We start from the raw sequence: 10,804 nt of genomic DNA on the forward strand, positions 1-10,804 counted from the left end.
CGTACGCGTATCTCAAGGATGTGCTGATGCGGTTGCCGACGCAGAAGGCTAGTGAGATCGAGCAACTCCTGCCACATCAGTGGATGCCGGGCTGACCTGCGCAAGGCGTATTCCCCGTACGCTTACGTAACTGCGTCAGTACATCTTTGAGATAGGCATACGGATCGTAAGCGGATCATGAATGATGAGATTGCCCCAGGTGGTGTCGAGGCGCTCGGCGTGCTGCTCATGGGCCATGCCCTGAACGTCTATTGGTACGGTTCGATCCTGAGCATAGACGAGACGCGGCAGATTGCCCCGTTCAAGACGGCCACCAGCCTGCAAGTGGCTGCCGGTGTGTACTCAAGCATCATCTGGGCCATCGAAAACCCCGACCGCGGGATCGTCGAGCCCGAACAGATGGATCATCGTCGGGTGCTGGAAATTGCTCTACCCTTCCTCGGAAGTCTCGAAGGCATCCAGACCGACTGGACGCCTCTGGACACCATCAATGCTCTGTTCCACAAGCCCGAAGGTAAGCACTGCCCGTGGCAGTTAGAACACTTTACCGCTGTCTAACCAAGGTCGGTCCGTGAATGGAAAATACCAGTATTGAGTACACCGACAAACAACGCTGGTTTGCGCTCACCAAGATAAACACCCTCTCGGCCCTGTCGCAGATCGTGCAGATTGGTACCGTCACTCCGCTGCTGTCGCTTTCGCTGGAGCAGCAAGGGGTCGAGCCGGCAAAGATCGGGGTGATTGTCAGTGCCTCATGGTTGGCGATCCTGTTGCTCTACAAATGGGTTCCGCGCTTGCTGGCCCATCTGGGGCTCGTCAAGACGAATATCCTCAGCGCAGCGCTGACGATCTCCGCGTTGATCGGTATGACCTTGACTACCCATTTGGTACTGATTTTTTTGCTGAACTTCGTGCTCGGTATTGGCTTGATCCTGCGCTGGATTGCCTGCGATACGTGGATCGTCGCGGTCGCTTCGAAAGACGAGCGTGGACGGGCGATCGGCGTACACGAGACCTTGATGGGCCTTGGTATTGCTGTTGGCCCGCTGCTATTAGTTGTATTCGGCGTGGGGAGCGTAGCGTCTTACTACGCCTGTGCCGTGATCGTATTGGTATCCGGCGCGTTGGCCTTAACCCTCAAGGACTACGATACGCGACCGCAAACGCCGGCGGAAAAACGCCATGGCAAGTTGTTTAGCGTCATCCCCACGGCGCTATGTGGCGCGTTTATCGCAGGCTTTTCGGAAACCTCATCCGTGTCGTTCCTTGCAGGCTACAGCCTCTCGGCCGGTTATCTGTTGACCGCCGCCACCCTGCTGATATCGGTGTTCGGCATCGGCGGCACCGTCCTGCAACTGCCGATCGGCTGGATGGCCGATCGCAGCTCGTACAAAGTCGGCCAATTAGTCTGCAGCTTGATACTGTTGCTGGGCACCCTGGCCATTCCGTTCAGCCAGCCGCTTCCTTGGCTGGCGACGATTATCGTGTTCCTGTGGGGGGGCGCCATTGGCGGCATGAACACCCTGGCAGTGATCGAGGCGGGAGACCGGGTTGGAGAACATCAAGTGTCCACCGCCATGACGGCCATTGCGATGCTCTACACCTTGGGCAGCGTATTGGGTCCCATTGCCACGGGGGCCACAGTGTCCTACGTCAGCGAGCATGGATTGATGATTTCGGTGGGCACAGTCGGTGCGCTTTTCATTACAATGTTGATTTTGCGCAGAGCCCCTGCACAAGAGTAATTTGCGCCAGTGACCTTGTTTAGCGTCGCATCCTCTCGCACCCCACTGGAGATAAATTCGGCGGAACGCATTTAGGGCGCCATCTCCACAAGTGAGCCCTTGCCCACGGGAATGCGGAGCCTTCCCGTGGGCAAGGGCTGTGCTTGAAGAGCATAGGCGGGCAAGGGCTTAGGCGGTGCTCATAGATTCTGACACCATTCAAACGCCCTTCAACGTATCGGGATGACGTCGCGTCCTGTGGTTTGATGGATACCCGATGCCGACAAGCTTCCAGTGGCTGCCTTCAGTATAGGCTCACTCCACCAGGCCATCATCGGACGTCGGCGTTCGATGTAATCCGCTCGGTTGTAAGCGCGTCGAACTTCGTCTTTATCAACATGCGCTAGCGCGACTTCGATCAGTTCCGGATCCCACCCATGCTCGTTCAGGATTGTGCTGGCCATTGAGCGCATACCGTGGCTGACCAAGCGGTCCTGGAAACCCATTCGTTTCAACGCCATGTTGGCGGTCTGGCTATTCGCGTGGGTGCGCGGATTTCTATCTGACGGGAACACATATTCGCTATGGCCGCTATGCGGCCTAAGCGTCTCCAATAATGAGAGAGCATGTTCGGTCAACGGGATCGTATGCGGACGACGCTTTTTCATTCGTCCCGCTGGGATGGTCCAGGTGCGTTTGTCGAAGCCGATGTCTGCCCATCGGGTTGTCGCCGCTTCGACAGGGCGGGTCATAGTGTGTAACTGCCATTCGATCAGGCAGCGGGTCGTTCGTTTGATGGTAACCGTCTGGGCAAGGCCCGTTTTGTCGTTGATGCGACCAGATTAACCAATCACATGAACAGGATCGCATGCCCAATCGGTCAACACGGTGTAAGTTATAGAAATAAGCCCTCTCAGGCTCCGGCGGGAACGCTCATCCCTCCATCCGCCATGACGACGGCGCCCAAAATATAAGATGCCCGCTGCGATGCTAGGAACGTGACGACTTCAGCGATTTCCTCGGGCTGAGCGGCACGTTTGATCGGCGTCTTTTCACCATGCTGGGCAAGGAACCCAGGGCCGTCTTCAACAACATCGTTGAGGATATTGGTCACAACATCTCCGGAGCCGACTGCATTGACGCGTATACCGTAGTCAATGACCTCCAAGGCTAATGTGCGAGTCAGCTGGGCCAGCGCACCTTTTGAAGCGGTATAAGCTGCAATCGTAGGGAACGCCTGGTAAGCCGCATAGGACGCGATGTTGACAATGGCTCCCGTTCGGTTCGGGATCATCGCCTTTATGGCTTCCCGAGCATGTAAAAATGCCGCTGTGACATTGACGGCCTGGATACGCTCCCAATCATCGCGAGTCATGTCCACGACCAATTTGTTTATGATTATCCCGGCGTTATTGACCAATATATCCAGACGGCCAAAGTGTGCTATCGCTGTCGCCACTGCTGTTTCGGCAGCGCCATCTTCAGTGATATCCGCAATCAGTGGAACTAGGCCGGGCCGGGCAAGTTGCCCGACTGTCGGACTTTTGTCTTCAGCTACCACTTTAGCCCCGCGCTCATGCAGCATCAGGGCGACAGCCCGGCCAATCCCACTCGCTGCACCGGTCACCAGAACTACCCGACCTTCGAATTCACCCCGTGTATCAACCGTCATCTTTCTCTCCAGAGAAGGCATCCAGCCGCAACAACTGCTGCTGTAGACGACGACACCTTGTCCCATTCTTTCGCGCGGATCTGCCGCATTTCTGCCGGGCTGTCGGGATTTTGCTTTTGATCGCCTAGACTCGCTATTCTGTCGACCCATCAGTCGCGAAAAACATGCCATGGCAACGCTTGGCCAACCATCCCGTTCAGATCATCATGAGCGGATTCCCGCCCATAAAATGCCGGACTACCTACCCGCTACGGCCCATCAGCCTTTTGGCCAAAGTTTGAACTCGCAGGTGCAGGTACAGATATTCAGGCATCGAACCACCCAGCAGAGCCTGATGATTCCTGCTGTCGCAGAACCTCTGCTTGTTCTGATCGTTTCAGGGGCTGCCGTCATAGAAGAGCGCATTGGGAATGAAGAGTGGATGGCCACCCCTGTCGCTGCTGGCGACTTTTTTCTGACAACGTCGCCCCTCCCCTATGAAATGCGATGGCAAACAAAAAGCGATGGGGGCTTTGAAGTGATGCATGTCTATCTCAGCCAGCATCTGCTGGAGCTTGCCGCGCGGGATATTGTTTCGTGTCCCGATGGAGCCCAGCGGCTACGGGAGGTATCCGGCGAACGAGATCCCGAAGTTACGGGGCTGATGAAATACCTCTATCACGAAGTGACTTCAAACCCGCAAGCCAGCTCTCTGTGCCTACAAGGCGTAGGCCAAGCGCTTGCTGTGCATTTGGCCCGACGCTATGGCGAGGGTAGCGAACCGTCCAAACGGATGAACGCCTTGCCGGCCTACAAACTCCATAAGGCCATTGCAACCCTTCAAACAGGGATGGATAGTGCATTCAGCCTGGACAGACTGGCATCCGAAGCGGGCATGAGCGTTTCGCACTTCAGCCGCCTGTTCAAGAAAGCAACAGGACGGAGTCCATCCCAGTACTTTATTCATCTGCGGATGGAAATGGCGCGAGAGCTGCTTCTGGAATCCGACCTCAGCATCCTGAACGTCGCCCTTGAGGTTGGTTATGCCAGCCCAAGTTATTTCGCTCAATTGTTCAGACGTCATACCGGCATAACGCCGCGTGAATACCGTCATCGGAGTTAAGTTCAGGTGCACTGGTATGGGCGGCCTACACCAAGCATCCGTTGTTCACTTTGTGCGGTTACGCCTGATGCCACTTTTGCGGAAGCAGTTGCTCGATTTCACTCGCTCGCTGCGTCGGCAGACGCGTGAGAACATCCTTCAAATAGGTATATGGCTCATGCCCATTCAGCCGCGCAGACTGGATCAAACTCATGATCGTCGCCGCCCGTTTTCCGCTGCGTAGCGACCCTGCGAAGAGCCAGTTCTTGCGCCCAAGAGCCTACGGCCGGATCTGCTTCTCGGCCCAGTTGTTGTCAATGGGGACGGCGCCGTCTTCTAGATATCGCGACAACGCTGCCCAGCGTTTCAAGCTGTAATCAATTGCCCTGCTGATAGCCGAACCTTCGGGCACAACATTACGTTGAGCGATCATCCAGGCATGCAGCCTATCCATCACAGGCACGGCTTTTTCTTGCCGTATTCGGCACCGTAAATCCGGCGAAAAACTTGCGCCGGGCATGGGCCATGCAGCCGATTTCGGTCACGCCGAGTTCGAAAATCGCCTTGTAACCGCCAAAATCGTCGCAAACTGGCTTGCTTTCCAGCCGTGCAGGAAATGACGAGCATGCTCACCGGCGCGGCTGGGGCTGAAGTCCTAGACAACAGCAGTTGTTTCGCAGAACTGACTGGTGGCGTACGCCCAAACATAAGAACGATGGGTTTTCTTCGAGCCCGGAGCTAGCATTCGTACAGTGTTTTGTCCGCGTGCACGACCTGTTGCCCGATCACCACGTCACGCAGGGCATCGACCAGGGGCTGCAACTGCACGCCTGTCATGCCAACCCACTGGGCCAATGTCGAACGCGGAATCGCCAAGCCTGCTCGACCGAAGATCGATTCCTGCCGGTAAAGCGCAAAATGATCGGCAAACTTCGCGATCATGACGTGGGCAAGCAAACCGGCAGTCGGGATGCCCTTGTCGATAACTTGAGCAGGTACCGGCGCGCCTGGATCAACGTTTCGCAGTCATCGCACACCCACTCGCCACGAATATGGCGTTCGACGGTAAACACGCCCGGTGTGTAGTCCAACTTCTCGCTGACATCTTCACCGATGCGCTTGAGGGCGCAGCCGCATGGGCAGTGGGTGTTGTCCGGTTCGTGATGGATCAACGTGCGGGGAAACTCTGTCGGCAAGGCCGTACGCTTGGGCTTTTGCTTTGTCTCGGTCGCAACGGGCGCTATCTACAATGCCTGAAGCTCAGTCTCAATCGCTGCGATATCCGTATCGATCAGGTCATCCAGCAGGCTCGCCTGCTCAGGATTCATTTGTTCGCTGCGCTTGGCAAACTTCAAACGCTTGAGCTGTGCGATCTCGTGAGTCAGCTTCTGGATCACCGCTTGATCGCGGTTGATCTTCTTACCCATCGTTTCGACCGTCTTGCTCATTGTCTCAACCGTATGCCCCATGGTCCCGACTTGCGATAGCAATTGCGCAGCGAATGCACGCAGTTGGTCGGGGGCATTTGAGCGAGATCGGGCGAGGAAGTCATGTCTTGGATTTTACCAAAGCACGCCATCCGCTACAGCAAGCCAAGGCATTAATTACGGTTTTTAAAGCAGCGTAATTGCACCGCCAGCACCAACACGCTGCCAAGGCAAGCCGAGTACCAAGGCCTCAAGCTGCTCGATATCCAACTGTATTTCGCTGCCTTGCCGAACACCTGGCCAGGGGAATTTTACCGGGTTCAATCGACGTGCCGCGAGCCAAACGCCAATCCCATCGTGTACTAGCACCTTCATCCGAGTCGCACGGTGATTGGCAAACAGGTAGGCGCAGTGCGGCTTCGCCGCACCGAACACGGCAACCACCCGGGCCAGAGCCGTGTTGGTGCCGGCGTGTATGTCCGTGGGCTGGGTGGCGAGCCAGATGGCGCCGATGCGAATCATTGGGCCAAGCCAAGAATAAAACACGCGCAGCCGTCCGGATCCGAGGCTGGCCATTTTACTGTGATGGATTTATCGCCCAGAGGCAGCGAGATGATCGCCATCTCTTCTGTCGCGCGCCTTGGGGTCGCTTTTACGGGAACGAAAGCCGGCAGGGTTGCGGGTGATCGACCCGGTAAATCGGTAGCCACTTGCTTTTCCATGCTCAGGCGGCCCTTTTAGTGTGGCCACGGCCGGCTACACTCAACACCTACAGCTCATGATGGGCAGGCATTTTATATCAAATAAATGGAGTACCCTGATGCGCACATCACTGCTCACTGCCGCCACTGCCCTTATCCTCTGCGGCGCGCTTGCGCCACTCGCCTACGCAGAAAACGAATTGGAAAAAGGGGTGCGCCACGATAACCGTGAACTTGATAAAGGCGTAAAGCACGACGCCAAAGAAGTGGACAAAGGCGCCAAACACGATAACGAAGAACGGCACAAGGCGGATAAACACGTCGACAAAGAGGTCAAGAAAGACCTTTGACGGTGCGGCACCCTGCCCCTCTCCACCGGGCTTGCCAAGTTGCCCGATGTTTGGCATGTTTGCGCCCATTGTATCGAAGCCGCCGCCCAGCGGCTTTTCTTTGCCTGACATCCAGGCGTTAGCCTGAGCTGGCGCATTCGTGTCCGCTTCAGTTTACCCTCGCACAATTTACGGAGGCCGTACATGCCAGCTAGAACCGCCCAGCAACTCGCTGTCGATACCTTGAATGCGCTTATCGCGGGCGGCCACTTCCCCGAAAAATTGATCAGGGCCACCGCCAAGGGCCCGCGCGCGGACCTGGAGGCGCTAAAGGCCATTGAAGAGCAGTTGCTTGAGCACTACTCACAGCGGCGCACTACGCCTGAATGACGTTCAGCCGCCGGCGCTGCGCTGCAGGAGTGGTTCAGCCGTTCGCAAGGCTTTGACCTGTGAACGTGCTGCCGCGCCCCCTCGCCGCCCGTCCATGTAAACAGCCGCCTGCATGCAAGCGCTCAAAGGGGTACGTTGCGCTGGCTTGTTTTAAGGATGTTTTCCGCCACATCCAGCAGGTCGGTAATCTGCAGGGGTTTCTGAAAATAGTGGCTGTTGCTCGGTAGCGGCACGCTCTCGTTACGCTCATGCCCACTCATGATGATCACCGTCAAACCTGGCCACCCCTGTTCTGCGGCGCTCGCCAACTCGATACCCTGCATGCTGCCTGGGGTGATGTGGTCCGTGATGACAAGGGTGTACGGCCGCCCCGCAAGCAGTGCACGATATAGATCGTCGCAGGTAGTGAACTGCTCGCATCGCCCATTGAGTTCAGTGATTAACTCCGCCAACACCTGGCGAAGCAATGGATCGTCCTCTGCTACTGCTACGAGGTGATTGGATAACATCGCTGTGTGGGCCCCCTGGCAGTTAAATCGGCGCTTGGTACCGCCGCAGGGTAAGCTTGCGGGGTACGAATGCTGCAGAACCTTTGCCTTGAGAATATGTCAATCGCCTAAGGATGCCGTTTTTTACCAGAACTTGCGCCGGTATGGTAGCTGATCCAGATCTACGACATAGGAAAGTTGCTGCCGCGCCATTCGGCGGTCTGATCCCGGAGGGTTTGATGCCTGAACGTTTTAAGCTCAATGGAAAGGTTGTCTTGCTCATCGAGCCGGACCCACTGGTGTGTCTTTTGGCCAAGGATTCGATCGAGGCTACCGGGGCGGCCGTAGAAACGCTGCCAGGCTTGGCCGCTGCATTAGCGGCAGCCAATGGCCTGTCTCACATCGATGCGATCGTTGCCTCGATAGCGTTATCCGAAGGCCTTACCGTCTTACAGTTCACCACGGCGCTTCGCAGCGCCTTTGGCCAAACGCCGATACTGATGACTGACTCGGACATCAGTTGCTCAAGCCCACTGCTACCGAGTGCGGTGACCTTCCTTTCAAAGCCATGGGCCCCGGCGGCACTGGCCAAAGCCCTTTATGAGATAGCGGCTGGCGGCGCTGTAGCGGACTTTTCGCTGTTCAGCCCCGATGAACGCAAGCCCCTTTCCTCCGGCTTGATGGCGCATTCGCCGCGGTAAAGTGGCGCGTGCGCATTCGCGAGTGCCCCGCCCGGTCCCGGCTTGTTCGTTGCGCCACAGCGACGCCGCCGGGCTCGCTGGCCCTAGGTACCCCGGCCATGCTCCATGCACCACCGGCGAACAGCGACCCAGCCAGCAGCGCCGTAACCGGCATTGGTACTGCGGCGGCAACCCGCACAATGCCTATCAATACCTGGCCGAGCCCGCTACTTCCCTTGCGGCCCAATCACCATCATCACCCGCTCGCTCATCTCGCCATTTCTGTGGAATAGAAAGTCAATGAGCGTGAATATCTCCTTACCTCATCAGAGGTCAGACGGCGCAAGGGGCTGCGCTACACATTAGGTTTAAGTGCACTGGCTGTTTTGTTGCCGGCCCCTACCAGGCCAAAACGGAGCCATTTATTTCTACTATGTTGGCCTCTTTACGTGCGGTCTGGAACGATGATTTCCCCTGGAAAACGTTTCGATAGCTGCGTGGGCTTATCTTGAGCATCTTTCTGAAATGATGGCGCATCGTTGGGAGGTTGCCGAAACCACTCAGCGATGCTACTTCTTCCAGGCCGTGTTCAGTTGCATGCTCCAGCAGGTCGCAGGCTACGCGTAAGCGCTCTCGCATAAGCCAAGTGCTGGGGGGAGAGCCCGTCAGAGCCTCAAACCGGCGCTGAAATGTACGCAGGCTCATCCCGGCAAGCTGCGCAAGATCTTCGACAGGATGGCTTTGGCTTAGGTTCTGCCTCATGTGTTCGACCACTCCCCCAATACGCGTTGCTTCATAGGCATTGGGCACCGGCTGAGGGATAAACTGCGACTGCCCACCTTCACGATGTGGGGGCATGATCAATCCCCTCGCAACGGTGTTCGCACGCCCCACACCGAAATCTTTCCGGACGATATGTATACACAGATCCATTCCCGCTGCGCTACCGGCGGCTGTGAGAACAGTCCCACGGTCCACGTACAGCACCCGCGAGTCGAACTCGACTAGCGGGAAACGGCGCGCGATGCTGTCTATGAAACGCCAATGAGTGGTCGCCTTGCCGTTGTCCAGCAAGCCGGCCTCGGCCAGTACGATGACGCCAGAACAAAGCGACGCGATTCGGGCTCCGCGCATGTGCGCGCGCCGCACTGCCTCCACCACGCGCCGATCTACAGGGGAATCAACGTCCGGCCAACCCGGTATGATGATCAGGTCAGCCGTCTCCAGAGAATCCAATCCCTGCTTGATATAGACGGGAAGGCCCCCGCTGGAGCGGATGGTCCCCGGCCGCTCGGCCGCGCAGCCGAAATTGTACCAGTCATCCCCGAAGTCTGGGCGAGGCAGGCCGAAGACCTCGTAAGCAATTCCGAACTCGAAAGCGAGCAGTTCGTCCGAGATCAGGCACATAACGTTGGGACCTGAGTGCTTTGCGCTTAACACATCCATACTGGCATGCCTCTCTGCACGAGCGATGATACTTTCGCATCCTACACCAACGGTTGATGGTTTCGAGAGGAAATGAAGGCCGCCGCGCCGTCTGCGAGAACGGCGACCAGGACGCTCAAGCTTGTTCGAGTCGGTCTGTGCGAACGGATGAGCGATCCAGTCGGCCCCACTGATCGACGGGCTTCCATTCCTCTTCGAACTTCCGATTCCCCACGCTGCGCACCATCCCCGGAAGAAAGACCTTCCTCAAACCACCGTGTGGGTTGGCATTGCCATACCACCGCTCGTCCAGCGGGTCAGAAGCCAGTTGATAGCGAGTATCTGAGGTCAGCCGTATCCGAAGAGTGCTGTGTTGTTGGAGCGGTGCCCGCAACCACTAAATTATCCGCAGTGAACGTTTTAGTGAAGGTACCGACCAGACCGATCTCAAAGCGTTGACCCTCGGCGTTCAAGTCGTAGACCTCGAGATAGGTGCGGTGGAGGTCCCTGTCGTAGACCAGTTTCAAGGTGCCGTCGGTACCGTCGCCCAGGCCTGTATAACCCAGGGCCGCCACGTCGATCTTGTCATGGGCCACATCGAAACCTGCGATCAGGTCGGCGGCGCCATGAATGCTGTTGCTGCTGTCCAGGTAGCGGAAGGTGTCTACTCCATCACCGCCCGCAAGTGCGTCGCCTGCACCGCCGCCAATCAAGACACCACCGTCCTGAGGCGTATGGAGCAAATCCCAACCCGGTTTTCGGGGATGCGGCGGAAATCTTGGACTACCTGGAGGTAGTTCATGTATTCATACGAAGACCGCATCCGAGCGGTCGAGCTCTACATAAAAGTGGGGAAACGCATCGGGGTAACGATTCGTCAGCTGGGC

General features: G+C 57.0%; 12 protein-coding genes and 2 pseudogenes. 7 read left to right on the forward strand and 7 right to left on the reverse strand.

The window, feature by feature from the left end; translation table 11 throughout:
- From HAQ05_RS27125 to HAQ05_RS27135, 3 genes are all read left to right on the forward strand, one after another.
- A partial coding sequence (locus tag HAQ05_RS27125; RefSeq protein WP_190425851.1) for a transposase domain-containing protein occupies nt 1-95 on the forward strand: 95 nt, incomplete at its 5' end.
- An 82-nt stretch (nt 96-177) separates the two neighbouring features.
- Complete coding sequence (locus tag HAQ05_RS27130) at nt 178-558, forward strand: hypothetical protein (RefSeq protein ID WP_238935326.1); 381 nt, start codon at nt 178-180, stop codon at nt 556-558.
- Nucleotides 559-575: 17 nt separating this feature from the next.
- On the forward strand, nt 576-1,745 hold the full coding sequence (locus tag HAQ05_RS27135; protein ID WP_190427281.1) for an MFS transporter: 1,170 nt from the start codon (nt 576-578) through the stop codon (nt 1,743-1,745).
- Nucleotides 1,746-1,954: 209 nt separating this feature from the next.
- Here HAQ05_RS27135 and HAQ05_RS27140 read toward each other — a convergent pair.
- Together HAQ05_RS27140 and HAQ05_RS27145 are read right to left on the reverse strand one after the other, a co-directional pair.
- A pseudogene (locus tag HAQ05_RS27140) lies at nt 1,955-2,524 on the reverse strand (tyrosine-type recombinase/integrase); the annotation flags it as partial.
- 113 nt (nt 2,525-2,637) lie between these two features.
- The gene (locus tag HAQ05_RS27145; protein WP_190427284.1) at nt 2,638-3,396 is read right to left on the reverse strand and encodes an SDR family NAD(P)-dependent oxidoreductase; all 759 of its coding nucleotides are present in this window, start codon (nt 3,394-3,396) and stop codon (nt 2,638-2,640) included.
- 169 nt (nt 3,397-3,565) lie between these two features.
- Here HAQ05_RS27145 and HAQ05_RS27150 point away from each other — a divergent pair, with 169 nt between their 5' ends.
- On the forward strand, nt 3,566-4,498 hold the full coding sequence (locus HAQ05_RS27150) for a helix-turn-helix domain-containing protein (RefSeq protein ID WP_238936604.1): 933 nt from the start codon (nt 3,566-3,568) through the stop codon (nt 4,496-4,498).
- A gap of 58 nt (nt 4,499-4,556) precedes the next feature.
- Here HAQ05_RS27150 and tnpC read toward each other — a convergent pair.
- Both tnpC and tnpB read right to left on the reverse strand, forming a co-directional pair.
- Nucleotides 4,557-6,029 (reverse strand): annotated as a pseudogene (gene tnpC / locus HAQ05_RS27155) (IS66 family transposase).
- 61 nt (nt 6,030-6,090) lie between these two features.
- On the reverse strand, nt 6,091-6,426 hold the full coding sequence (gene tnpB, locus HAQ05_RS27160; protein WP_190427286.1) for an IS66 family insertion sequence element accessory protein TnpB: 336 nt from the start codon (nt 6,424-6,426) through the stop codon (nt 6,091-6,093).
- 298 nt (nt 6,427-6,724) lie between these two features.
- Here tnpB and HAQ05_RS27165 point away from each other — a divergent pair, with 298 nt between their 5' ends.
- Both HAQ05_RS27165 and HAQ05_RS27170 read left to right on the forward strand, forming a co-directional pair.
- Entirely contained in the window at nt 6,725-6,955 is a 231-nt protein-coding gene (locus HAQ05_RS27165) for a hypothetical protein (RefSeq protein WP_190427289.1), read from the forward strand.
- Nucleotides 6,956-7,138: 183 nt separating this feature from the next.
- Nucleotides 7,139-7,324: a hypothetical protein gene (locus tag HAQ05_RS27170; protein ID WP_190427292.1), complete on the forward strand. Its 186-nt coding sequence runs from the start codon at nt 7,139-7,141 to the stop codon at nt 7,322-7,324.
- Nucleotides 7,325-7,446: 122 nt separating this feature from the next.
- On the opposite strand, the gene HAQ05_RS27175 is transcribed toward HAQ05_RS27170, so the two are convergent.
- Nucleotides 7,447-7,833 carry a response regulator gene (locus HAQ05_RS27175; protein WP_190427295.1) on the reverse strand — a complete coding sequence of 129 codons (387 nt, stop codon included), beginning with the start codon at nt 7,831-7,833 and terminating at the stop codon, nt 7,447-7,449.
- Between the two features lie 218 nt (nt 7,834-8,051).
- Here HAQ05_RS27175 and HAQ05_RS27180 point away from each other — a divergent pair, with 218 nt between their 5' ends.
- On the forward strand, nt 8,052-8,513 hold the full coding sequence (locus HAQ05_RS27180; protein WP_190427298.1) for a response regulator: 462 nt from the start codon (nt 8,052-8,054) through the stop codon (nt 8,511-8,513).
- Nucleotides 8,514-8,891: 378 nt separating this feature from the next.
- On the opposite strand, the gene ftrA is transcribed toward HAQ05_RS27180, so the two are convergent.
- Complete coding sequence (ftrA, locus tag HAQ05_RS27185; RefSeq protein WP_190427301.1) at nt 8,892-9,938, reverse strand: transcriptional regulator FtrA; 1,047 nt, start codon at nt 9,936-9,938, stop codon at nt 8,892-8,894.
- A gap of 296 nt (nt 9,939-10,234) precedes the next feature.
- Nucleotides 10,235-10,660, reverse strand: a complete 426-nt coding sequence (locus HAQ05_RS27190; protein WP_190427303.1) for a M10 family metallopeptidase C-terminal domain-containing protein — start codon at nt 10,658-10,660, stop codon at nt 10,235-10,237.
- Nucleotides 10,661-10,804 lie beyond the last annotated feature (144 nt).

The sequence above is a fragment of the Pseudomonas typographi genome (assembly GCF_014694385.1).
In the GTDB taxonomy this organism is placed as follows: domain Bacteria; phylum Pseudomonadota; class Gammaproteobacteria; order Pseudomonadales; family Pseudomonadaceae; genus Aquipseudomonas; species Aquipseudomonas typographi.

Bases quoted from the DNA above. Each gene is read 5' to 3' on its own strand.
- HAQ05_RS27130 (WP_238935326.1), top strand. From the start codon at position 178: ATGAATGATGAGATTGCCCCAGGTGGTGTCGAGGCGCTCGGCGTGCTG.
- HAQ05_RS27135 (WP_190427281.1), top strand. From the start codon at position 576: ATGGAAAATACCAGTATTGAGTACACCGACAAACAACGCTGGTTTGCG.
- HAQ05_RS27145 (WP_190427284.1), bottom strand. From the start codon at position 3,396: ATGACGGTTGATACACGGGGTGAATTCGAAGGTCGGGTAGTTCTGGTG.
- HAQ05_RS27150 (WP_238936604.1), top strand. From the start codon at position 3,566: ATGGCAACGCTTGGCCAACCATCCCGTTCAGATCATCATGAGCGGATT.
- tnpB (WP_190427286.1), bottom strand. From the start codon at position 6,426: ATGATTCGCATCGGCGCCATCTGGCTCGCCACCCAGCCCACGGACATA.
- HAQ05_RS27165 (WP_190427289.1), top strand. From the start codon at position 6,725: ATGCGCACATCACTGCTCACTGCCGCCACTGCCCTTATCCTCTGCGGC.
- HAQ05_RS27170 (WP_190427292.1), top strand. From the start codon at position 7,139: ATGCCAGCTAGAACCGCCCAGCAACTCGCTGTCGATACCTTGAATGCG.
- HAQ05_RS27175 (WP_190427295.1), bottom strand. From the start codon at position 7,833: ATGTTATCCAATCACCTCGTAGCAGTAGCAGAGGACGATCCATTGCTT.
- HAQ05_RS27180 (WP_190427298.1), top strand. From the start codon at position 8,052: ATGCCTGAACGTTTTAAGCTCAATGGAAAGGTTGTCTTGCTCATCGAG.
- ftrA (WP_190427301.1), bottom strand. From the start codon at position 9,938: ATGGATGTGTTAAGCGCAAAGCACTCAGGTCCCAACGTTATGTGCCTG.